At 40.3% G+C, this 25,185-nt stretch carries 26 protein-coding genes; 24 read left to right on the top strand and 2 right to left on the bottom strand.

Features of this window, described 5'->3' with window-relative positions; genetic code table 11:
* The first annotated feature begins 2 nt into the window (after positions 1-2).
* The 24 genes from QZ076_RS12955 (at position 3) to QZ076_RS12840 (ending at position 24,409) form a co-directional block, all read left to right on the top strand.
* Positions 3-1,187 carry an O-antigen ligase family protein gene (locus tag QZ076_RS12955; RefSeq protein WP_293713730.1) on the top strand — a complete coding sequence of 395 codons (1,185 nt, stop codon included), beginning with the start codon at positions 3-5 and terminating at the stop codon, positions 1,185-1,187.
* Complete coding sequence (locus tag QZ076_RS12950; RefSeq protein ID WP_293713729.1) at positions 1,187-2,926, top strand: ABC transporter ATP-binding protein; 1,740 nt, start codon at positions 1,187-1,189, stop codon at positions 2,924-2,926. Before QZ076_RS12955 ends, QZ076_RS12950 begins: the two co-directional genes overlap by 1 nt.
* 2 nt (positions 2,927-2,928) lie before the next feature.
* Positions 2,929-3,711, top strand: a complete 783-nt coding sequence (locus tag QZ076_RS12945) for a glycosyltransferase family 25 protein (RefSeq protein ID WP_293713728.1) — start codon at positions 2,929-2,931, stop codon at positions 3,709-3,711.
* Positions 3,712-4,017: 306 nt separating this feature from the next.
* Complete coding sequence (locus QZ076_RS12940) at positions 4,018-4,260, top strand: DUF4248 domain-containing protein (RefSeq protein WP_293713727.1); 243 nt, start codon at positions 4,018-4,020, stop codon at positions 4,258-4,260.
* A 36-nt stretch (positions 4,261-4,296) separates the two neighbouring features.
* Positions 4,297-5,199, top strand: coding sequence for a glycosyltransferase family A protein (locus QZ076_RS12935; protein WP_293713726.1), 903 nt, complete (start codon positions 4,297-4,299; stop codon positions 5,197-5,199).
* 4 nt (positions 5,200-5,203) lie between these two features.
* Positions 5,204-6,289: a hypothetical protein gene (locus tag QZ076_RS12930; RefSeq protein ID WP_293713725.1), complete on the top strand. Its 1,086-nt coding sequence runs from the start codon at positions 5,204-5,206 to the stop codon at positions 6,287-6,289.
* Between the two features lie 282 nt (positions 6,290-6,571).
* On the top strand, positions 6,572-7,258 hold the full coding sequence (locus tag QZ076_RS12925; RefSeq protein WP_293713724.1) for an acylneuraminate cytidylyltransferase family protein: 687 nt from the start codon (positions 6,572-6,574) through the stop codon (positions 7,256-7,258).
* Entirely contained in the window at positions 7,242-8,258 is a 1,017-nt protein-coding gene (locus QZ076_RS12920) for a glycosyltransferase family 52 (RefSeq protein ID WP_293713723.1), read from the top strand. The genes QZ076_RS12925 and QZ076_RS12920 overlap by 17 nt, the downstream gene beginning before the upstream one ends.
* Positions 8,224-9,156, top strand: coding sequence for a glycosyltransferase family 8 protein (locus QZ076_RS12915; RefSeq protein ID WP_293713722.1), 933 nt, complete (start codon positions 8,224-8,226; stop codon positions 9,154-9,156). The genes QZ076_RS12920 and QZ076_RS12915 overlap by 35 nt, the downstream gene beginning before the upstream one ends.
* 55 nt (positions 9,157-9,211) lie before the next feature.
* Positions 9,212-10,189 (top strand): glycosyltransferase family 10, encoded by a 978-nt coding sequence (locus QZ076_RS12910; RefSeq protein WP_293713721.1) that lies wholly within the window; start codon positions 9,212-9,214, stop codon positions 10,187-10,189.
* A gap of 167 nt (positions 10,190-10,356) precedes the next feature.
* A complete protein-coding gene (locus QZ076_RS12905) occupies positions 10,357-10,806 on the top strand; it encodes a hypothetical protein (RefSeq protein WP_293713720.1) in 450 nt (149 codons plus the stop codon).
* 316 nt (positions 10,807-11,122) lie between these two features.
* A complete protein-coding gene (locus QZ076_RS12900) occupies positions 11,123-11,614 on the top strand; it encodes a hypothetical protein (protein ID WP_293713719.1) in 492 nt (163 codons plus the stop codon).
* Entirely contained in the window at positions 11,614-13,002 is a 1,389-nt protein-coding gene (locus tag QZ076_RS12895) for a DnaB-like helicase C-terminal domain-containing protein (protein ID WP_293713718.1), read from the top strand. The genes QZ076_RS12900 and QZ076_RS12895 overlap by 1 nt, the downstream gene beginning before the upstream one ends.
* Complete coding sequence (locus QZ076_RS12890; RefSeq protein WP_293713717.1) at positions 12,999-14,240, top strand: CHC2 zinc finger domain-containing protein; 1,242 nt, start codon at positions 12,999-13,001, stop codon at positions 14,238-14,240. The genes QZ076_RS12895 and QZ076_RS12890 overlap by 4 nt, the downstream gene beginning before the upstream one ends.
* A complete protein-coding gene (locus QZ076_RS12885) occupies positions 14,218-15,096 on the top strand; it encodes a sulfotransferase domain-containing protein (protein WP_293713716.1) in 879 nt (292 codons plus the stop codon). The genes QZ076_RS12890 and QZ076_RS12885 overlap by 23 nt, the downstream gene beginning before the upstream one ends.
* Before the next feature lie 17 nt (positions 15,097-15,113).
* Positions 15,114-16,145: a glycosyltransferase gene (locus tag QZ076_RS12880; protein ID WP_293713715.1), complete on the top strand. Its 1,032-nt coding sequence runs from the start codon at positions 15,114-15,116 to the stop codon at positions 16,143-16,145.
* 36 nt (positions 16,146-16,181) lie between these two features.
* Complete coding sequence (locus tag QZ076_RS12875) at positions 16,182-17,312, top strand: glycosyltransferase (protein WP_293713714.1); 1,131 nt, start codon at positions 16,182-16,184, stop codon at positions 17,310-17,312.
* Between the two features lie 16 nt (positions 17,313-17,328).
* A complete protein-coding gene (locus QZ076_RS12870) occupies positions 17,329-17,604 on the top strand; it encodes an HU family DNA-binding protein (protein WP_293713713.1) in 276 nt (91 codons plus the stop codon).
* Positions 17,605-17,611: 7 nt separating this feature from the next.
* Positions 17,612-18,391, top strand: a complete 780-nt coding sequence (locus QZ076_RS12865) for a polysaccharide biosynthesis/export family protein (RefSeq protein ID WP_293713712.1) — start codon at positions 17,612-17,614, stop codon at positions 18,389-18,391.
* A gap of 6 nt (positions 18,392-18,397) precedes the next feature.
* Positions 18,398-20,725: a tyrosine-protein kinase gene (locus QZ076_RS12860; RefSeq protein WP_293713711.1), complete on the top strand. Its 2,328-nt coding sequence runs from the start codon at positions 18,398-18,400 to the stop codon at positions 20,723-20,725.
* Positions 20,697-21,506 carry a glycosyltransferase family 25 protein gene (locus QZ076_RS12855; protein ID WP_293713710.1) on the top strand — a complete coding sequence of 270 codons (810 nt, stop codon included), beginning with the start codon at positions 20,697-20,699 and terminating at the stop codon, positions 21,504-21,506. Before QZ076_RS12860 ends, QZ076_RS12855 begins: the two co-directional genes overlap by 29 nt.
* 257 nt (positions 21,507-21,763) lie before the next feature.
* Positions 21,764-22,909: a hypothetical protein gene (locus tag QZ076_RS12850; protein ID WP_293713709.1), complete on the top strand. Its 1,146-nt coding sequence runs from the start codon at positions 21,764-21,766 to the stop codon at positions 22,907-22,909.
* Entirely contained in the window at positions 22,909-23,850 is a 942-nt protein-coding gene (locus QZ076_RS12845; RefSeq protein ID WP_293713708.1) for a hypothetical protein, read from the top strand. Before QZ076_RS12850 ends, QZ076_RS12845 begins: the two co-directional genes overlap by 1 nt.
* On the top strand, positions 23,840-24,409 hold the full coding sequence (locus tag QZ076_RS12840) for a putative colanic acid biosynthesis acetyltransferase (RefSeq protein ID WP_293713707.1): 570 nt from the start codon (positions 23,840-23,842) through the stop codon (positions 24,407-24,409). Before QZ076_RS12845 ends, QZ076_RS12840 begins: the two co-directional genes overlap by 11 nt.
* A gap of 30 nt (positions 24,410-24,439) precedes the next feature.
* On the opposite strand, the gene QZ076_RS12835 is transcribed toward QZ076_RS12840, so the two are convergent.
* Together QZ076_RS12835 and QZ076_RS12830 are read right to left on the bottom strand one after the other, a co-directional pair.
* Positions 24,440-24,664 carry a hypothetical protein gene (locus QZ076_RS12835; RefSeq protein ID WP_293713706.1) on the bottom strand — a complete coding sequence of 75 codons (225 nt, stop codon included), beginning with the start codon at positions 24,662-24,664 and terminating at the stop codon, positions 24,440-24,442.
* A gap of 6 nt (positions 24,665-24,670) precedes the next feature.
* A partial coding sequence (locus QZ076_RS12830) for a glycosyltransferase (RefSeq protein WP_293713705.1) occupies positions 24,671-25,185 on the bottom strand: 515 nt, incomplete at its 5' end.

Raw genomic sequence — 25,185 nt, 5'->3', positions numbered from 1 at the left:
ATATGGAAAAGATACTTTTCTGGATTGTGTTACTGGCATCATTAACCAAATGTGTAAATCGTTTTCTGGTGTTACCTGATGTAATTTATTATGGCATCTATTTGGGATGTTTCATCTGGTTGTTATTCAGAGGAGGAATAGTTGCTCATAAAAAATATCTTTTTTTTATATCGGCTGTTTTTTTCTCTATTTGGCTAAATGATATTCCTGTTTTATTTCAACCCTCTTTACGATTGTTTGCTTTTTTCAGTCTGGTATTTATGGTTGGTCCTTTTTTTGTGAACGAACGATTGACTTATATGCGTCATTTTTTGTTTATTTATTCTTTGCTAATACTTCGTTGGGTTGTTTGGATTTCATTTGTATTGAAATTTATAGCTTCTTCTCTGGTTACAAATGATTCGGGTTTTAGTGGGCTGACTGTTCATTCGATGGTGTTATCTCCATTGGCAGGTATTTGTTTTTTGTATAGCCTTTACAGGCTTCATTTGTCGCAGACCCGTATTCAACGTTATAAAGAATTGGTATATCTGTGTATTTGTTTCCTGGTATTGTTGCTAAGTGGTTCTCGTGGTGCTTTAGCGGCGACTGTTGTTGCTGTTGCTATTTTTTACATCCGTTTATACAGGCAACAAATAGGTAAACAGCTTCAAATCGTTTTATTTGTTCTTCTTTTGGCAGTCTCTACTTCGGCTCTTTGGTGGCCCTATACGGAAAGGCTTCGCGAGAAAACAGAATCGAGTAGGGAGTATGGAGGAACTGTTGTTGCCACTCGTGAGCGGATCTGGCAGGATCGTATCGACGAATTTACTGCTTTTCCTATTTTTGGAGTGGGATTTGCCAGCTATAATCTGGATTATATTCAGAGCGAACATACTATAAACCGGCAGACAGGAACAATAGAGCCGGGAACCAGTTGGCTTTTTCTTCTGTCGTCTCTGGGACTGTATGGTTTTCTTTCATTCCTGCTGCCGTTTGGTTATGGGGTACGTATACTTTTTAAAGATACGGATACCGGTTTTAATGGAGGTTTGCTATGCTCCATCATGGTTCTGTTTGCTGTGCATATGCTTATTGAAGGTTATATCATTTCTTCCGGAGCTTATCTCTGCTTTTTATTGTGGCTTAGTTTAGCCGAATGCGAACAGATTGTATGGCAAATAAATAACAAAAAGCGATTATCATAATGATTACATTAATACCTTCGGTTATCACCCGTTTGTATAAACTATTACCCCGTCAATACCAGTTGCGCATCTGGATGACAGGTTTTTCCATTTTCGTGATCTCAGTTTTCGATTTATTGGGAACAGGCGTGTTACTTCCTATCTTATTATTAGTTTTGGATGAAACGGCCATAGAGAAGAATCAATATTTATCCGGACTTTATAGCTGGGGTGGGTTTGATAATTTTTCCTCGTTTCTGATTTTCATTTGTGTTATTATATTGTTTTTTTCCATAGTCCGGGTTTTGGTCTGTACCTGGCTGCAATATACCCAGAACAAACGGTTGTTTACTATTTCCAGTTATTTATCATTGAAGTTGTATAACTATTATTACCGGAAAGGATTTTTGTATATCAAACAGCGTAACAGCCATAAACTGATAAATCAGGTGAATGGTATTTCTGTAAGTTTGGTTCAGGGGTATCTGGTTCCTTATACGCAGTTGATTTGTGAATGTGTGGTTATGATCTCTATTCTTTCAGGTTTGATTTTATTTAATGTTTATGTATTCCTGTTGGTCCTGGTGACTTTTGTTCCGATCACGCTAACGTATTACCGTTTTTCACGCGCCCGTATAAAAGCATATGGAAATATGTTATTTCAGTTAGTACCTCAAAAGGGAAAATTGTTACAACAAACTTTTGTCGGTTATACGGATATGGAAATGAGTAATTCTTTCCCTCAAAGTTTTAAGAACTTTCAGGAGTTGATGGAAAAGCAGAACCGGATAAATGTGCGGAATCTTTTGTTAAACGGTTCTTTACAGAAAGCGTTGGAAATAGCAATCGTTTGTTCGCTGGTTGTTTTAATTCTGGCAACCCGTTTCTTCGATCTTCCGGCGTTGGGACTGATTATCGGATTGTTTGCCATCGCTGTTTATCGTGTGCTTCCCGGATTGGTTCGCAGTACCGGATTTGTTTTTGCAATGAAAAGTAATTCTTTTTCAGCCGATTTGTTGAATGATCTGGAAGCGGAACAGGAAGAAACTTATGTGCAGGAACAGCTATCTATCGATTTTCAAAAGGAAATATCGCTTCGTTCCCTTTCTTTTTCATACGATAAGAAGGTACAGGTGTTGAATAATTTCTCTCTGGATATTCATAAAGGAGATTTTATCGGTTTTCGCGGAGAATCAGGTTCCGGTAAATCCACCTTGTTTCATTTGTTACTGGGTTTTATCCAACCGGATCAGGGTGGAATTTATATTGATGATCTCGAGCTGACACCTGACAGGCTGGCTGCATGGCGAAATAAAATCGGATATGTATCACAACAATTGTTTATGATCGAAGGTACTTTGCTGGATAATATCGCAATGAGTTTGGAAAAAGGTAAAGCCGACAGGGTACGAGTGGAATATGCAATTCGGTTAGCCTCTCTGGATACTTTTATCAAAACCTTGCCACTGGGTATCGATACCCCGATAGGTGAAGGCGGTTGCTTGCTTTCGGGAGGCCAGCGTCAACGACTCGGCATTGCACGTGCTTTGTATAAGCAGGCTGAAATATTAATGTTCGACGAAGCGACCTCTTCTCTGGATGAAACAACGGAACATACCATTAATGACGCGATTGTCCGGTTGTCTGAAGAATGTTCGGGGCTGACATTACTGGTTATTTCCCACCGTTCGGAATCACTGGCTGTTTGTCGCAGAGTAGTAGATATTCAAGAATTGAATAATAACGATCAGATAAAATAAATATGGAACAATTACGAATAAAAACCTACATCATAAATTTACCGAAAGACATGGATCGCCGGATCAGTGTAACGAAAGAATTAAGTAAGATAACCTGCCTTGATCCAGAGTTTGTAGATGCGGTGGATGGGAGAGAGCTGGGTAAGGAAAAGCTGGGTAAATTATTCGATTTCGAAAAAAGTAAAAGTTATCAATCTAACGATTTGGCATTAGGAGAAGTCGGTTGTACTTTAAGCCATTATGAGTGCTATAAGCGGTTGCTTGCTTCAGATCAGGGGTTTGCTTTGGTTGTAGAGGACGATGTAGGCTTTAAGGGAAACGGGCCGTTTGATGAAATATTGGAGAAAGCTACCCGGTATGTTACTTGCGAAAAGCCAGTTGTGTTACAACTTTTTTCTTTTTTTGATTATAAGAGAAAAGCGATCTCTTTGGGTAGAGAAAATTTTATATATGATACATATAAAAGTACAATGGCAACTATTTATTTAATAAACAGACAAGCAGCCTGTATGATTGTGTCGGAAGGTTTACCTTTCTGGATTGCCGACGATTGGAGTTTGTTTCGCAGGAAAGGAATCCGGATAATGGCTTTATATCCTTCGTTTACTTATCATAAAGATGATACATTGGGATCTTCAATCGGTTGGGACGACAGGAAGAAGCGAGCGATAAGGATCCCCCGTTCATGGATGGAGTTTCGTGCCTTGACGGATGAATGCTTTCTTTTCTTGTTAAAAAAACTGGGGATTATGAAACATAAGGAATATATCCGATATCGGGAATAGAAAAACAAGGAAGATATGTATCTCATATCCTCCTTGTTTAGATGACCTATGCCAGTAATTTCATCAGATACCCGCTCAGTGCACAAATAATCAACGCCCACCCCATCAAGTTTTCGGGGGAGGGGGAGTTTTTCGGTAGAGCGATAGTATCGCCCCCATGATTGCCAGCGACACTTCCGTGTTTGTCTGATGGACTGCCAGCATTATATAATGAAATATCGTTGAATATAATTGTCTAAAGTGTTGTTTATGTGGTTGTTATTTAGTAAATTTAAACCATGTAAACCAATAAAAATACATTCTCGTATGAACACAAGTAATTATCCCGAAGAAAAGAAATTTGAAGTCAGGACATATGGCTTTATGGAACTAGCCATGTTGTATAATCCGGATTTACAACCGACATCTGCTGCCAATGCTCTTCGCAGATGGATCCATTACAATCCCAAGCTTATAAGTGCCCTCGAAGAAGTCGGTTGGAGAAAAGGACAACGCAAGCTCACTCCATTGCAAACCGAACAGGTAAGGCGTTTCTTGGGGGAACCTTGAGGCGGTTGAAATCTCCTAAATAAAAAGCTTCAATTTATGATTAATTATTCGATAATAATTCCGCATAAAAATATACCGGACTTACTTACTCGTTGTGTGAATTCTATACCACAAAGAGGAGATATTCAAATAATTGTAGTAGATGATAACAGCGATCAGGCATATTTGGATATTTTTCCGAGTTTTTATCGTTCGGATCTGGAGGTTATTTTTACGAAAGAAGGGAGAGGTGCAGGTTATGCCCGAAATATTGGTTTGAAAAGAGCGAAAGGCAAATGGCTTTTATTTGCTGATGCGGATGATTATTATACGGATGGTTTTTTGGACGTACTTGATAAATATAAAGAAACAGATATTGATGTTGTCTATTTTTGTGCGAATAAAATTCATGATCCTTCTATTCATGTAGGAATAGATTCTCGTAATGATCATATTTTCAGCTATTTGGAAAATCCGGTAGCCGGTTCGTTTATTCTGAGATTAAGATATTGGGAACCGTGGGATAAGTTGTTTCGTCGTGAATACATCGTGTCGAATAACTTTCTTTTTGAAGAAATACAAGTCGGTAATGATGCCATGTTTGTCGTAAAATCAGGATATTATGCCAACCATATAAAAGCAGATCCTTTCCCTTTATATAATTATGTAATAAGACCAGAGAGTTTGACAACTGCTGTGAATAATGAAAAATTACTGATTTGCTTCAAACTTTATTTAAGATTGAACACCTTTTACAGATCGATACATCAAAATAGTTTTATGTTTAGCTATGCTCATCTGCATAAGGCCATTCTCGAAAAAAAAGATATGAAATTATTTCTTGCTTGTTTCATGGAGATATTAAAACATAGACAATTTCTACATTTTGTGTATTCCTTTTTATTATATAGTCGAAGTAGGTTTTTTCGATTTTTACAATTAGCTGTTCAAAAATTGTAATAATATGGAAAACAAAATCAAATGTACCTGTTCTATTTGTGAGAAAAGGAACTATAACAGTGAAGATTATTACGTGGATATGTCTTTCCTTACGAAAGATCGGCCTGTAGGAATATCCGGTTTATTACGTGTCAGAAATGATGCTGAATTTCTTTCTGATTGTATCGATTCCTGTATAGACGCACTGGATGAACTGATTATTTGTTATCAGGATTGTGAAGATAATGCACCGGAAATTATTTGGAAAAAACAGCAACAGTATCCCCAAAAGATTAAAGTTTATTATTATGCTCCTCCAGTCTTGTGTTGGGGATTGACAGAGGAGGAAAGCAAGTTTGCTTTCTCTTTGCCGGATACGTCTATACATAAACTCTGTAATTATTATAATTATACTTTATCAAAGGCAACTTATCGGTATGCTATGAAAATAGATACTGACCAGATTTATTTTACTAATAAATTGAAGCGGTATTGTGATGCCTATCGGAAGGAAAGTAAACTAAGTATGTCTATAGGGGATTATTTGGGGAAATATTATAATATAATATATAGGTGTATAATGACTAAATATACTTTTTTGTTTCCATTGGATTTTTTTTCACAGATTCCCATGGTTCGCAGATGGATCATGAAAACCTATGAGAATTATCTGATTAAGGAGATAACAAACAATAAGTATGCTTTGTCTTTATCCGGTATCAACATGGAATATAAAGATGGTAAATGGAGAGTATTGAATAGGCTACCATTTAATGGTACAAATGATCATTTAATCTTTTGTATAACAAAAGATACTTATTATATCACCTTTGATGGATATTCTGCTCCTATTGAAAAAATGTGTTATTATAATCGTCTTTTGTCAGGAGGCTGGTTTTGGTATCATTTGCAAGCAATGAGGAAAAGATCTGTTGAATTGTCTAAAGAATGGTTGGACATAGCTTCTGTATCGGATGTAAGCGGTATACATACAGCCTGGTCGGGCGTTTATAAATCTTTATGGCTCTTTGGGGAGGCATATGAAAAGGATATACCGGCCCCCAGCGAGTTATTGAAAGATACGACTTGTAATTTGAAACGCCGAAAATAATCAATAAATATCTTATTATTATGCCGGAGGATTAAATGGTGGAACGACATCTGCTTTCCTTAAGATGGCCGAAACTCTTTGTTGTCATATTGATGGCGATGGTAAAAAGGGAGTTGTCGCTCTTATTGTTTTCCTGAAGATACCTGATTTGAATCTCTGAGATTATTCAATCAGTTTATCCTAAATATGAACGGATCGATTTAGGAGGAGCTTTCCTGAATAATATGGGAAGAAGAGTCGACAATACCTCGTTCATTGAAGAAATCATCAAATAAAACTAATATGAAGTATGTTATGTTGATCCCCGCTCGTGGAGGATCCAAGCGTTTTCCGGGTAAAAATATCCGGCCATTGATGGATAAACCTTTACTGGCTCATTCCATTTTATATTCGCAACGTGTATTGCCTGATACGGAAATATATGTGTCGACCGATAGTAAAGAAATTGCGGATGTTGCCTGTGGCTATGGGGCAAATATTATCTGGCGTCCGGGGGAATTGTCGGGTGATTTGTGTACAACCGATATTGCCTTGCAGCATGCTGCCATCGAACTCCTTTCGACAGGAAAGGAGTTCGATTATATGATCCATATACAGGCAACAAATCCCCTTCGTCCCGAAGGAATGATGGAAGAAGCTTTACGAAATATAGAAAGCGGTCGGTACGACAGCTTGTTTACAGTAAGCCCTTTGGTCAGGAAATTAGGTCGTTTGGTAGACGGAAAGTTCGTTCCTTGGAATTTCGTATTCGGCCAGCGTAGTCAGGATATGGAAACACTTTATTTTGAGAACGGATTACTTTACATCAGCCATCGCGACCTGATACTGAACGGTCGTATTCGAGGTGACTCTTTGTACTCTCAGGTAGTCGACCATCCCTTCGGTTATCTGGATATCGATACAAAAGAAAATTTTGAGGAGGTCGAATATTATTATATGAAATACCGGTATTTTGAAAATTATAAATAGAGATAAAATGTGGTGTTTTAAAAAATATAAAGCTATTGCTTACCTGCCTACTACTTATGCACTATTACAGTATTATTTGTTGGAACCCTACGAGGTGAAAGAGACTCTTTTTTTTATTAATACGACTTTCCCGGAATTAATATCCAACCGTTTATCAAATGTAATACCAGTAAGATATATCTCTTTATATTATCATTATCTTTTTTTAATGAAGATCCATCTTTATTCTTTTTTCAATCCTAAAACTCCGGTATATTTAGGTGGAAATCTCCCATTTGCGGATCTGTTTATGAAATCCTTTGAAACGGTTTTTTATCTGGAAGATGGAGTGGGATCTTATGAACTTGTTTATAATAGAGAAAGACAGGTAGTAAAAAGAAATAAGTCAATGTTAAGCAGATGGCTGCATGGTGATAGGTATCCCTGGTATGGTTTGGCAAATAATGTCAGAATAATCTATTTAACCGGTATTTTACCGATACCGGAAATTATTGCAAATAAAGTGGAGTTGATAGACTTGCAATTATTGTGGCAACAGAAAAATTTGAGTCAAAAAGAGAGTATACTGAAAGTGTTTTTGCCGGAAGGTATTGATAAATATATGTTTGTTGGCTATGAAACATTGTTGTTGACGCAGCCTTTTAGTGAAGATTCTGGTATTCATTTTTTAGAGTCGGATAAGATAGACGTATATCGGAAGTTGTTATCTGGTTATGACGAATCGAAAGTGCTAATTAAAGTTCATCCCCGGGAGAAAACAGATTATTCGTGTTATTTTCCGAAGGCTCGGATATTAAAAACACCTTGTCCTATGGAGCTTTTGACATTGATGGGTTTACCGGTAAAAAGAGCTATCTCTGTTAATTCAACGGCTATTTTCAATTTGGGAAGTTCGGTTGAAAAAATTATCAGCGGGTATGATATTACTCCGGCTTTGGCAGAAGAAGCGAAAAGACGTGGATTGCATGATGGTATTTCGAATAGATTTACAACAAAATAATTTGAAAATGAAAAAAAATCCTGTAGTTATAAGTTTCGACAGAGCTTTTTTGATTCCGGCAGGCGTTTGTCTGACATCGTTAATGTGTAATTCTTCAGAGGATGAGTTCTATCATTTTGTTTGTCTTCATAAGGGAGTGACCCAAAAAGAGCTAGACTTATTCTATACTTTGGAGCGGAAATATAAGCGTTGTAGTTTTCAGTTTGAAGATATGTCCGATAAATTTGTTGATGCTCGTTTATCAAAAGAAGCTCCCAATAGTGTTGTCGTATATTATCGTTTACTTATACCGACACTTCTGAGTGATTATGATAAAGCCTTTTTTGTCGATGTTGATTTTATCTTTCGCAGTGGTCTGGGAGCTCTTTATTATAAGGAAGATATGGATGATTATTACCTGGGAGGAGTTCGTGATACCTGGATGTCTGTAGTTAACAGGAAACATCCATTGGCATTGGGTTTAAATCCGGATGAATACATAAATGGTGGTTTTTTATTGATGAATATAAAAAAGATCAACCAGGATTGCATGGTTGAAAAATGGCTTCAGGAAGTTTCAAATACACGAATGTCTTATCTGGATCAGGATATATTGAATCTTACTTGTCAGGGAAAAATAAAGATATTGAGATTTAAATATAATACGTTTCAGTTGAATAATGCAAAGACTTTTTATTCTGAAGAAGAATTTGAGGAAGGACGAAAATGTGGGAATATACATTATGTAGAGATTAAACCCTGGTCTAAATTTCACAGAATGGGGTGGTTTTGGTGGAAGTATTATTGGAAGCTTCCTTTTGGACAGTCTAAACAAAGGTGTTATTATTTAAGGAGGTTATGTGAGCTGATCATCCGGCGAGTAATAGATATGTTGATATATAAACTTAAATTTATATAATTATGTAAATCGGGATTTTGTATATCTGTATAGATTTATTAACATAAATTGAGTTATGAAGAAAAAAATACATTGTTATTTTATCGATTTTTGGCCAGGATTTGATTACAAATATCATTTTAATTTTTTGTTGTCCGAGTATGAGTTTGTGTTTGATAAAGAAAATCCGGATTATCTTTTTTATTCTTGTTTTGGAACAGAACATTTACGATATGATCGTTGTATAAAGATCTTTTATGGTGGTGAAAATGCAATACCTGATTTGAATCTATGCGATTATGCGATCAGTTTATCCGAAATTCAATGTGGAGATCGTACATTGTATCATAATCTATTATTGTCTGCTCGGTATACATATCATCCGGAGATAAATAGAGGAGACTTACTTAACCGTAAATTCTGTAATTTTGTCTATTCGAACAATTGCTGTGCAGATCCTTTCCGCGAAAAGATTTTTCATGCGTTATCAAAATATAAACGGATTGATGCCGGAGGAGATTTCCTGAATAATATGGGAGGAAGAGTCGACAATAAATTATCGTTTCTGAAAGAGTATAAATTTACACTTGCAATTGAAAATTCGAGTCAACTGGGTTATGTGACGGAAAAAATATTTGATCCGTTTTTTTCTCAATCTTTGCCGATATACTGGGGTAGCCCCAGTATCAGTTTGAACTGTCGTTCGAACTCGTTTATCAATTTAATGGATTTCTCGACAATAGAAGAGGCTGTAGATGAAATTATCCGTCTGGATAATAATGATGCTGCTTACCTGGAAAAAGTAACCACTCCTTTCTGGCCGTATGGCGATACTTTTGAAGAGTGTTATGATATTCAAAATGAGAAAAGACTGGCTTTTTACCGGAATATATTCGACCAACCTTTGGATCAGGCACGAAGGCGGACTGAATATGGATGGGTAAAAGCTTATGTACAAGATATGAGAAAGTATTATCTTACTCCGGAACTGGTTGTGAAAGAAAAATATAAAGCCTCTTTGAAAAATATTGTAAAGAAACTGATCCGCAAATAAAATAAGGGACTTTTGAAATGTTAAGACCAGACTTTTGGAATCAAAATAAGGGACTTTTAAAATCACAATTCATGACTTTTTTTAGCTGGAAAAGCATCCTCTTTCGGGCATAAAATGTAAAAATATGAAAACAAATAAATTAGAGATAAATAAAAAATTTTTACAAGATGTCAGGAGGAAAACAATTATCCTTTCCTGTTTTTAAAGCAACAATGCATAAAGGTTATCATCCGGATAAAACGATTATGGAATGTGCGCTTTTCTTGTGCTCTACCGATCTGGTGAAAACAAGAAATTCGTGGAGGGCGTTTGCCGGTCGTTTTTTTGAATATTACCGACCGGTTATTCTCGGCTATTTCGGGTATGAGCCGGATGTGTTGACAATTTCTAAAGTGAAAGTGAACGACACCGGTTTGTTTATGGCGGTTATGACCGCCATGTTGAAAACATCAAGGTTAGATTGTCAGGCGAATGAATTGACTGTTGCTCTCGATTCTGTATTTGAACTACGGCTCAAACGGTCGAGCATTCAGCAAGGATTATGTAGCCAATTACTGGAATATGAGGAGGTTTTAAACTTCTTTAAGAATTTCGAAAAATACGATTTCAAAAAATAAATAATTAACCTGCTCTGAATGAGTGTGCTTTGCCAGTTTTTCTTTGCATTTTCATTAAAACCGTCGTACTTGAGTCAACCCTTATATTTGCCGGTAACCGGATAAGTATTTGGCAGGTCTTTAAATTTTTTTGAACAAGCCCCTTTGTATTTATTATATAGACTATTTATTCTATATTAAAGAGAGCTGCAATCGGGGCTGTAACCATTACTGATCGTAACAGATCGGACAATAATGAAAATCAAAAACTTTCGGATGAACCTTTGTCGGGACTTTTGCCGGGACATTTCAAGTCTTAAATAAATAGGGTAAAATTATGAAGAAATGTAAGGAAAACATGACTCCGGGTTACCGTAAATGTGGTTATCTGAAAGTGGGAAGAAATGTGCTGAAATCTTTTTTCAGTGGTGATTGCGAACAACGCCGTCTGGCTGGCGTATTGCTGTGTGTGCAGACTTTTGCCTATTTCAGTGAAGGGGTGGTGCGTTTGAATAATCTGTCGTATGTGTGTCGTCCGGGCGAATGGGTCACTTCGCTGACGGAGCTGGCAAGTCTGACCGGGCTGTGCCGCAAGTCGGTTAAAAAATGTCTGGATCGTCTGGAAAATGATTGTTTTCTACAGATGAAAGAACTGGACGGCTATAAGCTGATTGTGTTGATGAACTATGAACAGCTGGTCGAAATTAAGAGAAACGAAACGTATGTGCCGGATGTCCCCCGGTCTGAAACGGAAAACGAAAGCAGTCTTTTTGCTGCTGCAAGCAATTTTTATTCACTCCCAAACGAACGGAAAGGAGGGGTGAACTGATGAATGCAAATATGAACAACAACCTGAAGCAGGTACATGTAAGTCCTGAGATCGAGAAAGCGGTGATTGCCGGTTTGCTGAGTAATCCGGATGCCATCTTCGACGTGATGGGACGTTTGCGTCCCGAAATGTTCTATCATCCCGGGCTCGGGTTTGTATATACTTCGATCCTTTCGCTGGCGAATGCCGGCAAAGGGGTGGATATGCTGACGGTGGAGCAGGAGATGATGCGCCTGGATATGGCGCAGTACGAACGGCTGAACGGGTTGTCATTCCTTTCGGATATGCTGCTCGATGTGCGTAGTGATTACCATATCCGTTATCATGCCGACGAACTGGTGAACAATTATATCCTGCGCCGTATGCAGGACGAGTTGAAAAAGAAAGAAACGGAGGTGACCCATCCCTCAGCGGATGTGACGGAGCTGTTGAACGGGCTGGATCAACTGGTCGACTCGTTGCGTGGCGAGCAGATGAAGGTGTCGACACTGGAAGAGGCGGCAAAAGTGGCCACCCGCGTGTTGACCCAATCCTATCAGGAACAGGCTGATCGCGAATCGGGAACGAATACGCATATACGTACCGGTTTCGGTGAACTCGATCAGTTGACCGGTGGCCTGTATAACGGAGAACTGGTGGTCGTTCCCGCCCGTCCTTCGATGGGTAAATCGGCGGTGGCGCTCTGGATGGCTTTGTCGGCAGCCCGGCAGGGGAAGGCGGTTGCTTTCTTCAGTGTGGAGATGAGCAAGGAGCAGTTGGTGATGCGTTTGCTTTCAATGCTGAGCGGAGTGGATACCGACCGGATGCGCTTCAAAGGAACCTCGCAGTCGGAGCGCGAACGTTTGACAAAGGCGCAGCAGGAGTTGGAGCAGCTTCCGATCATTCTGGAATATTGCGGTTCGGACACGATCGAGGAGATGCGCGCCAAAGCGCAGGCTTTGCATAAGCAGAGGAAACTGGATGTGCTGTTTATCGATTATCTGAATTTGATCAATATCGTGGTGTCGAAGAGTAACTTGCAGGAAACAACCGATCTGGCATTGGGAAATGTAGTCCGTAAAATCAAACTGATGGCCGAAGAGATGGAGATCCCGGTGGTGTTGCTGGCACAGATGAACCGCGAGAGCGAGCGCCGTCCGGCTCCTCACTTGCCGGTATTGAGCGACTTGCGAAACTCAGGTGCAATCGAACAGATTGCCGATGTGGTAGTCTTTGTCTACCGTGCCGAGAAATACAATATTTATTATGATCCGAAAACGAAGGAAGACCTTCGCGGAGTAGGGTTGCTGCTGGTTGCCAAGAACCGTAACGGAGCCACAGGGGTTGCTAAATTCCGCTATAACCCGGCAATGACTTGTATGACGGATTATGATCCGAAAGTGATATGAACCTAAAAGATCAGATACTGCAAAAAACTTGTTTGGAGGAGGTAGTGGAACGCTACCTCCCTCTGCGGAGGAACGGAAGCTCGGCAAAGACCCTGGTGGGGCTTTGCCCTTTCCACGATGACCGGCATCCATCGCTGTTGGTCAATGTGAAGGGGCAATATTATAAATGTTTTGCCTGTGGCGAAGGGGGCGATCTGTTCAGATTCGTGCAGAAGATGGAGGATTGCGACTTTCGTGGAGCATTGAAAAAATTGGCGGGCTGGTATGGTTTGTCGGAAGCGGAGGAAGATTACCAACCGATGAAATATCCTCCGGTAAAGAAGAAACCGCAACCTCTGCCGGAAGCGTTGGTCAGCCCGCTGCAGATAGAGTGTTTGCTTCGTAACCACCGGATGATGCTTGATTTGTTGGAAGAATATATTCCTGAAAATGAAATTCTACGCGAAACATATAAAACATTTGAGGTCGGTATCGCTCCGGCATTCTTACCCCGCGATTATACTTATTTGAGTAGCCGTCTTGTTTTCCCGATCCGTAACGAGCGGGGCGATCTGGTTGCTTTTGCCGGTCGCTACCGGGGAGAAACGGTAGGGACGGATATTCGTAAATACATGAATTCCTCTAATAGCGCGATATATCATAAAAGTGAAATATTATATGGCTTGTATCAGGCGCAGGAGGAAATCCGCAAGCATGGTTTTGTGTATATCACCGAAGGCTACAAGGATGTGCTGGCGATGCATGCAGCGGGGTTTCGAAATACGGTTGCGTTGTGCGGTACGGTACTGACCGAACAGCACATAACATTGCTAGGCCGGTACACTCACTGCGTTATCGTGATGCTCGATGGTGACGAAGCCGGTCGGACAAACGGCTACAAATCAGCCCGGTTGCTGGCAGGCAAAGGCTTTTCTGCCGGGCGCATTATCCTCGAACCGGGACAGGATCCTGATTCGCTGCTTGGTTGGCTGGGGGGCGAAGAGTTTATCGGATATATCAGAAAAACAACTCGTTTCAGCCGTTTGGAAATATATGAAACAGACTTGCTGAAACAAATTAAGCATCTGTTAGCTGATTTGAGTATGGCATTGACTGTAGTGGAACGTTCGGATATTTTTTCTCAAATGATCCCTTTGCATAAACGGTTGGGGAAAGTAACGACACAGCTGACTCATTCTCCGGTACTGAAAGCTATGTGGTTGATTAATACTATAAATGAAAATGAATGTAACTCTTAAGAAACAATTGCTTATTCTTTTTTTAGAAGCATCCGGACTTGCTAAAAAGTTCGATTTCTTCATTATTGGTGCTCAAAAGTGTGGAACCACTTCTTTATTTGATTTTATGAATCAACATCCATCTTGTGTTGGAGCCGGTGGAAAAGAAACGTTGTTGTTCTCTTCCACCGGGTATAAGAAAGTGGGAGTAAAGGAAACATTATCTTCTTTCGTTGCAAAAGACTTACTGAAAAATAACAGGAATCGTTTATTTTTTGAAGCTACTCCTGATTATGTTTATTTGGAAGAAGTACCCGGGCGTCTGTATCAATATAATCCGGAAGCCTGTTTGATCTTTTTGGTACGTGAACCGGTGAGTCGTGCTATATCCGAATATAATATGGCATGTAGGTATGCTGTAGAGGATAATTTGTGTGTTAGAGAAGATCCCTGCCATGAGTATTTTGATTTTTTGAAAAATCCGGAAAAATATCCGTTCTCCTGGTTTATAGAGGAAGAATTTCGTAGAATTAAAGAAACCGGTTCTTATTTGCCATCGGCGTTTCATTTCCCTGATTTTATCCGTCATGGCTTATATGCAGATCAACTGAAGCGGTATTATCATTATTTCAAACCGGAGCAAATTTTAATTATTGAAGATAAAGAGCTGAGAAACCATAGAGTTGAAACATTATATCTTATTGAAAATTTTTTGGGAATACCTCACTATAACTGGAAAGAAGATAAGTTGGTAAACTCCAATGTTGGAGTTTACAATCAGCAGATATCTGCTGATTGTAAAGAGTTTTTAAAAAGTTTTTTCAAACCGTGGAATGAACGGTTTTTTCATATGATCGGACGTCGTATGGATTGGTAATATAAAAATGAGTCAGCATGAATCAATCAACTTTAATTTCCATTATTGTGCCTGTTTATAACCGGGCATATTGTTTGTCCCGATGCCTCGATTCTATAATGAATCAGTCTTATACCTATTGGGAATGCCTGCTGGTAGATGACGGTTCGACAGATACCAGTTTGTCTGTTTGTCGGGAATATGCGGATAAAGATAGCCGTTTTCGTGTTTTTCATCAGGAAAACCGGGGAGTCTCAATGGCCCGCAACCTGGGGTTGGATCATGCCGAAGGGCGGTATGTCGCTTTTATTGACAGTGATGACTGGGTGGCAAAAAACTATCTGGAAAAACTGTATGCAGGAACAGGGGAGAAGTGTATCGCTATATGTAATAGTAGTGAAACTTTTGAAAATACAACCAAAAGTGCAGTTGATGTTATTCCGGATGGATATTATGCCTTTGATAACAGCTCGGCTGATTTTTTAGCAGACTATTTTTTTTCCAGAGTACTTCCTCCTCCTGTTTGTCGCTTATATGACCGTGAGATTATAGAACGTGAAAAAATTCGTTTTGTCCGGGGGATACACTATGGCGAAGATACTGTATTCAACTGCTATTATTTAAGGTATGTGGATCATATACGCATGATGTCTGATGTCTTATATCATATTATGAAACAGGAAAATTCATTAACAACACAGGTTCGCATCGATTTTTCACTACCTGATTGCCATAAAAGAATAGTGGATGAAGCCGCTGTATTATTGCACTTTAAAAATCTTTACAACGGTAAAGTGGAAGAGATGTTTTACTTTGATTATATACTTAAGTGTGTGATAAGTATAAGCAGTATACAATATATGCATTCCTGTTTGTCGTTCAATGGTCGCTATATCTGGGTGAGAGATCAGGTTAGACAAGCAGACCGTAAACGAATAAAAAAATATCTTTCAAAAATCGATTTAAAACCGAATTTGTTTAAGCTGATTTGTATTTTAATCTATCTGAAGTATGCATCCTTACTTTTCCTGTATTATGAAATGAAATCTTTTTTCAGGAGATACATGTAACCTGACTGGAAATAACAATTAAATCGAGAATACAAAATGAAAATCATTCATGTAATAAACTCCATGAGCACCTCTCATGGTGGCCCTACACGTACAGCGTTGCTGACCTTGTTGGGAACCAGAGCGCTTGGTATGGATGTAGGAATCATAACCAATGAGCCTGCTTTGGGAGAAGAAGCAGTGTCGGATGATCCTTCCATTCGTTATCTTCCCCTTCCCCGTTTCTGGGATACACATTGGGGATATACGAAAGCAATCCCACGGGAACTGAAAAAAATAAAAGGAGTCGATATCTATCATATTCAGGGGATATGGTTGTACTCGGGATATGTTACCGCCCGATATGCCCGGAAGCAGGGACGACCTTATCTGGTTACTTTGCATGGAACTCTCTATCCGCAGGCTCTGGCACATTCGTCGCTGATAAAGAAAGCAACATTATTCCTGTATCAACGGCGGCTATTACAGAATGCTGCTTGTATTCATGCTACTTGCCGAGAAGAGATGGAATATTATCGGGCACTGGGGTTTACCAATCCGGTAGCCGTGCTTCCTTATCCGATGGTATGCGACGATAAAGCGGAACCTCTGTATCCGAAATCGATAAAACGGATCGGTTATCTGGGGCGTATACATCCTCGTAAACGAGTGGAACGATTGATAGAAGTCTGGTCGCAACTGAACGAACCCGGTGAGCTTTTGATTATGGGAGAGGGAGATCCTGTCTATATGAACTTTCTGAAAAAGGAGGTAAAGCGGTTAAATCTGAAAAATGTTCGTTTTGAAGGATTTGTAACCGGAGAAAAGAAGAATCGTTTGCTGGCCTCCCTTACCTGTCTGGTTGTTCCGAGTGATTTTGAGAATTGTGGAATAATAACGCCCGAGGCTTTGCTTCAGGAAGTTCCGGTTATTGCTTCTACCGGCTCCCCCTGGCAGGACTTAAACACTTGCTGTTGTGGATGGTGGGTGAATAACGATGTCGATACACTGACAAAGACAGTGCGGGAAGCTCTGTCGCTGGATGAAGCAGAATTGCAGGCGATGGGAAAACGTGGACGCAGGTTGGTACTGGATAAGTATTCGGTCGATGTCGTTTCCAGGCAGATGGAGCGGCTGTATGCCTGGGTAGCCGGACAAGGAGATAAACCTGAATTTGTATATAATTAAACAAATACTAATAAACATGAACAAGATTGAATTAGCAAAAGAAGTGGCCGGCCGTATGTCGGTGACGGTAACACAAGCCCTGTGTTTTATTGATACGATGAACGAAGTGATAAGTGATTCGATAACGCACAACGAATCTGTGTTGATACAAAACTTTGGTCACTATATGCCCTGGAAGCAGATTGAGCGTATAGGACGTAATCCCCGGACTGGTCAGGATTGTACGATCCCAAACCGGGTTAGCGTGAAATTCAAACCGGGAAAAGGTTTTATTGAAAAATTAAATAAATAGTAAATGTATGAAAAAGATTCTGATGCTTTTATTAAGTTGTCTCTTGATTGTTCTGTTGGCTTCTTGTGGTTCGGTAAAGGATATTGCTTATTTACAGGGGGACGACTTGCTGAAAAAGACAGCTATGATGGATACGGTGGTTTTGAAGATTCAAAAAGATGATTTGCTGGATATAAATGTGAGTAGTCCGGATCAGGAATTATTGCGCCCTTTTTTGCGATATGGTAGTGAATATAATAGTACCGGAAGTATCGGTGGAGGCAGTAGCTCCGGGTATCTGGTGGAAATAGATGGAACGATAAATTTTCCGTTGTTAGGTAAAATCAAAGTAGCCGGTTTAACTCGCAGGCAATTAATAGATCTGATTCAAAAGAGACTGGAAAATGAAGGATTTATCAAAAATCCGGTCGTAACGGTACGTTTTCTGAATTTCCGTATATCTATACTCGGTGAGGTTAGCAGACCAGGTACTTATGCTATTTCTTCCGAACGGATAACCTTGTTTGAAGCACTCAGCTTGGCAGGCGATTTAACTATTCACGGACGTCGTAACCGGGTGGCGGTTATTCGTGAAGCAGACGGGGTACGTACGATCTTATACCATGATTTGCGCTCGCGGGATATTTTTCAGTCGCCCGATTATTATCTGAAGCAGAATGATATGGTGTATGTGGAACCGAATCGTGTGAAGGCAGAGTCGAGCGTGCAGAATCAGTTTACGAATGTGGGAACCTGGATATCGCTTGTATCTTTCCTTGCTTCTATGAGTGTTTTGATATTTAAATAAAAGAATATGAAAGAACAGACCCCTTATACGAGTAGTTTTAATTTGGTGGATGAATTTAATCTCCGTACTATTTTAGATGTCTTGCTAACGAAATGGCATTGGTTTGCCATATCTGTGTTTTTGTGTGTGGGAGGTGCATGGGTTTATACAAAGACTGTTCCGGTCGTTTATAAGCGGGAAGCCATTGTGCAGTTAAAGAACAAAGTAAAATCGGAAGAGGCTTTCAATGAAAAGCAGATGTTCGATGACAGCAACAATAATATCGATGGAGAAGCGTTGGTATTCAAATCTCGTTTGTTGATGGGCGAAGTGATCCGGCGGTTGGGACTGGATATCGGGTATTCGACGGATGACGGATTGAAAGTCATGGATATATATACGGATATACCGTTGGAAATAAGTTTTCCGGACTCGACGTTTATCAAACCGGCTTCATTTTCGGTTATTCCTTTGACAAACGACCGTTTCCGGATAAAAGGCCTGGAAGATGATCCGAACGGGGTGATGGAATATACTTTCGGAACATCGATAGATACTCCAATCGGACGTATGGTGGTGAGCCGTACTTCTTTTTTCAATGACGAATGGTTGGATACCCCGATATTAATTACCTGCTATGATTATGAATCGCTTATTTCTTCCTTGTTGGGAGAACTGGATGTGAAGCGTTCTGTCAAGGATGCTAACTTGCTTACATTGACTTATCTGGATACGGATATTAAGCGAGCAGATGATATACTGAATATGTTGATACAGGTGTATGTGGATGAATCGATGAAAGATAAAAATCAGATTATCCAGGCGACGGCTGTCTTTATCGATGAGCGTTTGAAGTTGATCAATGAGGAACTGGGAAATGTAGAGAGTAATATTGAAGATTACCGGAAGCAAAACCGGTCGGCAGATTTTAATATAGAAGCTAAAATTTCTTTGGAAAACCGGAGCCGGTATGACCGTGAAGTTACAGATTTGCTTAACCAGATAGAGTTGATCGAACTGGTTCAACAGTATTTACATGATCCGTTAAAAAATGAATCTCTGTTACCGGCTAATACAGGAATATTAAGTAAGGGAGTCGAAGAGTTGATCAATAACTATAACGCTACCTTGCTGGAACGGGAAAAGTTGAAGGAAAACGGAGGAGAGAATAGTCCGGCAGTAAAGTCGCGGTCGAACGGAATAGCCTCACTGCGTCAGGTGATCAGTCAAAGCCTGAAAAATGCCAAAGGCGAACTGAATATGAAACTGGAATATGTCAGTCGGATGTTATCGCTTGAAGCTAGTCGGATCAGTAATATTCCTACCCAGCAGCGATATGTGCTTTCGGTAGAACGGCAACAGAGAATCAAAGAAGAACTCTTTCTCTATTTATTGAACAAACGGGAAGAGAATGCTTTGACATCGGCTACTTCCGAGAGTAATCTTTTTGTAGTTGATCCGGCTTATGGAAAAGGAACGGATGGTGCAAATCCACTGGTAGTTTTACTGGGAGCATTGCTTGCCGGTCTGCTTATTCCGGGATTATTCTTTTATCTGCAACCGATGCTGGATGTAACCGTGCGGGGGCGGAAAGATCTTGAAGATAGTCTGAGTATTCCCTTTTTGGGAGAGATACCGCATAACCGGAAGAAAGAAGAGTTGGTGGTCGCTAAACTGCAAAGGGATGGTGTATCCGAAGCCTTCCGCATAGTGAGAACCAATCTGGATTTTATGTTGGATAAGCAGAAGCAGTCGCATGTATTGATGTTTACATCTTCTAATCCCACTTCCGGGAAATCGTTTACTTCATCTAATCTGGCAGCCTCTTTGGTACTGACCGGAAAACGCACTATTTTACTGGAGATCGACCTTCGTAAGGGATCGAAGAAAGATAAAGACGGAAACGTTTTGCCGGGGATGACTCATTTTCTGTCGGGCAAGATAACCGACCTGTCACAACTAATCCGTCCGTATAACGATTTGGAGGAACTGGATGTCATTACCTCCGGTCCAATACCTCCAAATCCTGCCGAGTTGTTGCTGGGAGAGGCTTTGGATGATTTGATCGGGCAGTTGAGAGAGCGGTATGATTATATCATTATAGATACGGTTCCTTACGGAATGGTGGCCGACCCTCAGATAATCAGTCGTGTAGCCGACCTGTGTATTTATGTCATACGTGAAGGTTTGATGGATCGCAGGCGATTGCCGGATGTGGAAAATGTGTATACTGAGGGGAAACTTCCGCATATGTCTGTCTTACTGAATGATGCCTGTTATAAGCATGCCGGTTATGGTTATGGCTACGGGTATTATGGGTATGGATATGGGAAAAGTTATTATGGATATCAATAAATTGGAAATGAAAATAAAAACGTATGTGATCAACCTGAAAGACTCGGTAGATCGTAGAGAAGCTGTGCTGGTAGAGACTGCAAAATTTCCTTTTATGGATGTCGAACTGGTGGAAGCTGTTGATGGCAGAAAGTTGGATCCCCAAGAAGTTAAAGCCTGTTTCGATTTAAAGAAGTTCATCAATCGTTATCATCGTACTCCCAAAGGTGGGGAGATCGGTTGTACACTGAGTCATAGGAAGTGTTACCGGAAATTATTGGAATCGGATGAAGAATTTGCTTTGATACTGGAAGATGATGTGAATTTTCTATATCCGGAAGATGTTGGAATAACATTGAAAAATATATTGGATAACTGCAGTGATGATAAGCCTTATTTTATTACACTGGCGATGCACTATGTTTATTATACGGAGAAATACCGAAAGCTGGGTAAATATACTTTTTATAGAATTAATAATGCATACGGAACTTGTGCTTATTTAATAAATCGTAAAGCTGCACAGTGCATGCTTTCTGTCTCTCGTCCATTTATAGTAGCAGATGATTACCCTTATATTAGAAAAAAAGGGATACAGGTTAAAGGTATATATCCGACATTCACAGTAGATGCATCGGGAAAAGATATAATACCGACTGAAATTCAGCAAGAATCAGTTGTTCGGTATAAAATATCGGTATTCCAATATCTGGGAATGCTCTATGGAAGATTGTGTCAAAAAATATTGTTTCTGTTGGGTCGATTGGCTATCCGCCATTATCGGTTGGGTATTAACGAATAAAGTCCTTTGTAGATACTACCTTCTTATACAAAGGCTTTATTGACTCCAGGTTGGATGTTCTTTTGAATGGATATTATGTAGCTCTTTTTCATTCTCAGATGGAAGGTGTTCTATCTGTGCATGAACGATTATCGTGGACAGGGCGGTATAAGCGAATGAAATTCAATCTGTCAGTTCTTATTTTTTTCTTTTATGAGATAAAATATCTGTATCAGAGGAAATAGCTTGCTAATTGATGTTAACTTATAATCAAGTAAATGCGGAAAAGAGTCGTAATTATCAATAAATACGGCGCACTGCACCCTTCTGCAACCGGTCGTCCGGTTCGTAAACTGGCAGATTTTTTGTGGGAGAACGGGGTCGATGTTATCGTACTTTCCATTCATGCCTCTTACAAAGGGCAGGTTTCCGGACAACAGGAGCAATTGCCTTACCGGACAATCGAATTACCTGATTTTTATAGTGGAACGAATAAATATCTTCGCTTGTTGGGTAATTTGGTGGATGGTTTCCGGTTGATGTCCTATTCCATGCTGTTGCCACATCATCAACTGAAAGTGGTATTAACGGATCCTTCCTTAATAAATATCTGGGCTGTTTTGTTCCGTCCGTTATACCGAAGTAAGCTGGCATTTTGGACAATGGATTTGTATCCGGAAGCATTTGTATCGGCTGGGTTAGTGTTTCGTCATCATCCGGTTTACCGTATAATATCTTCTTTTGTTTATCGTCATGTGCCTGATTTTCTGATCACATTAGGAGAGCAGCAATATCGTTATCTGTGCCGGCAATATAACCGTTCTTTTATTCCTCATATCGTATTGCCTTGCGGAATCTGTCAAAGGGAAAATGCAATTGAACCTTTCTGGCGGAAAGCCCATCGGGATAAGATTATCTTTTGTTATGCCGGAAATATCGGAGAAGCCCACAATGATGTATTTCTGTTGGAGCTTATCAGGCAACTGGATCCGGAAAAACATTTGATATTACTTCGTCTATATGGGGCAAAAGCTCGGCGGGTATTGGATAATATCAGTGTTTTCGAGTCGGTAATCATACTTGATTATATAGCGCCGGCTGATATGCAATATATCGATATCTGTGTGGCGTCTTTATTACCTGCATGGAACCATGTTTGCGTACCATCGAAAGTGGTCAGTGCGATATGTAGCGGATTGCCTGTTTTATATAATGCCGATAAGGAATCGGAAGGGGCTTGTATGTTTCCTGATGCAATCTGGCTGTTGCCCGGTTCAACGGATTTATCGAAATCAGTTTCTTCTTTTTTGTTTGAACTATCTTTTGAAGATCTCACCTTGAAAAGAAGCGCGGCTGAAATATATTCACAGGAACTTACCCGTATGGAATATAAAAGTCAATCAACTTTATTAAAGATAATCTGATGAAAAAATCGATAAAAAAAATTTTGCTGATAGCAGGTGGAAGTATCCTGGTCTTATTTGTAGCAGGCGAAGTTTATCTTCGTCAGGTATGGGGATTTTGTGATTCGGTGTTAATGCAATCGGATCCTGATTTTGAATATATTGCGCGATCCGATCAAAAACGTTATCGTTTTAAAAAGCATATTATATACAATGAGTATTCGCAACGGAGTGAGCCGGTAGATTCTTCGGCATTTATTGTTTTAGGGTTGGGGGATTCTGTGTTGAACGGAGGGGCATTGACCGATCAGGACAGTACTGCCACTACCCGGTTATGTAATGATCTTTCATCTGTTACAGGTAAAAAGGTGCAGGTCTTGAATATCTCAGCCGGTAGTTGGGGGCCTGATAATTGTGAGGCTTATCTGAAGCGTTACGGTATGTTTAATGGTAAGGTAGCTTTTCTGATCTGCAGTTCCCATGATGCACATGATAATATAAATCATCAGCCGGTCATAGATGTAATTCCCGGCTTTTCCGGTCGGCAATATTTGCTGGCGTGGGGAGAACTGCTTCATCGTTATCTGATCCCCCGATATTTGTTGCCTTATTTAAAGCCTCATGATTCGGACAAGGTTATACCGACCGAAATATCCAAAGACGGTCAAGTCTTTAATACGGGTTTCGAGGCATTGGCTTCTCGTTTTCACGGAGCCGGTATTCCTTTCTTTGTGTGGCTTCATCCTGAAATAACGGAGTTGGAACAAAAGAAATATAATCAGGAGGGTGAGTCGATACTCGATTTCTGTGAGAAAGATTCTCTTTTGGTAATTAAAGGGATGGAATATATGTTACCGGAGGATTATCGGGATAACATTCATCTGAATGAAAAAGGACAAAAGAAATTAGCCCGATATCTGGAAATACAACTCGAAAAAATCATAGAACAGTATGAAAAATGAAGAACGGCTTCAGGTCGATTTATCTTTTTACCGAAACGAGTGGGGTATCAGAGATAAACTGAAAAGAGCCTGCTGGAATGTTGTGTATGTATTCGCATTCAGACCTTTGAGTTTGTCCGCTTTTAATTGCTGGCGTCTGTTCCTGCTTCGTTTATTTGGAGCAAAGTTGCATCCTACGGTACATATTTATTCTTCTGCCCGTATATGGGCTCCCTGGAATCTGGAAATGGATGCTTATTCTTGTCTGGCTCCCCATGTGGATTGCTATAATACGGATTTGATAAAGATAGGAGCTCATACGATAATCTCGCAAAAAAGTTATTTATGTGCTTCTTCACATGATATTTCAAATCCTTGTCATCCGTTAATTACAGCACCTATTGTGATAGAAGACCAGGTATGGATAGCTGCTGATACTTTTATCGCTATGGGGGTAAAGATTAAGCAGGGAGCAGTAGTAGGAGCCAGGTCTTGTGTCTTTAAAGATGTGGAGCCGTGGACTGTTGTCGGAGGAAATCCGGCAAGAGAAATAAAGAAACGTATCTTGAAATCAGAATAAACAGTATGGATAAAATTCCTGTATCGGTAGTTATTCCGGTAAAAAATGATTGAGCACATTGTACTGCGGAAATCTGTATATCTTTCCGCCGAGCAACTCAATTTCGTCGTCATAGTCATAGCGATCCGGAGTATGTACGATGAAATCGAACTGTATAGACGACCGGTCTATTGTGCGGTAGATGTTCATAACCAGCGTTTCTGCTCCGCCGCGTTTCAGTTTTCCGAGAACTATCAGTACTCTTTTTGCCGCCATATTAACTCACCCCTCGTAAAATTCAACAAGCGTGTTTGCGCAGTCGGCTATATCCCAGCCGCATTCCCTGACTTTTTCAAATGCGGCGGCGCGCAGCCCGTCGGGAACTGTTTCGATTTCTTTCGCCCAATCCGCGGGGTCGACGTCAATCGACAGGCGCTTTATATTATCCGTTATGCAGACCTCGTCCGTCACGGTATCGGACATCAGCACCGGCAGCCCGGCCGCCTGCGCCTCGACTACGGATACGGGCAAGCCCTCCCGCAAAGACGGGAATATAAAAGCATCCATTGCGCAGAGCAGCTGCGGTATATCAGAACGTCTGCCTAGGAAACGCGCACTGTCCGATATTCCGAGCCCGTCCGCAAGCTCTCCGAGCTCGTCCGTCTCCTCCGCGCCCGCCGCTTCTATCAAAAGCTCGGCTACGCCGAGATCGGCGTCGTGCCGTGCACGTTTAACGGTATCGCCGGTGTGCAGCTCGTGCTGCTTGAAAAGCGGCTGCCGCCGCTGCGACAAATCAC

This window comes from uncultured Parabacteroides sp., from assembly GCF_905196875.1.
Lineage (GTDB): Bacteria > Bacteroidota > Bacteroidia > Bacteroidales > Tannerellaceae > Parabacteroides.
The sequence above is the reverse complement of the archived record's forward strand: the minus strand, read 5'-3'. Positions and strand labels throughout refer to the sequence as shown.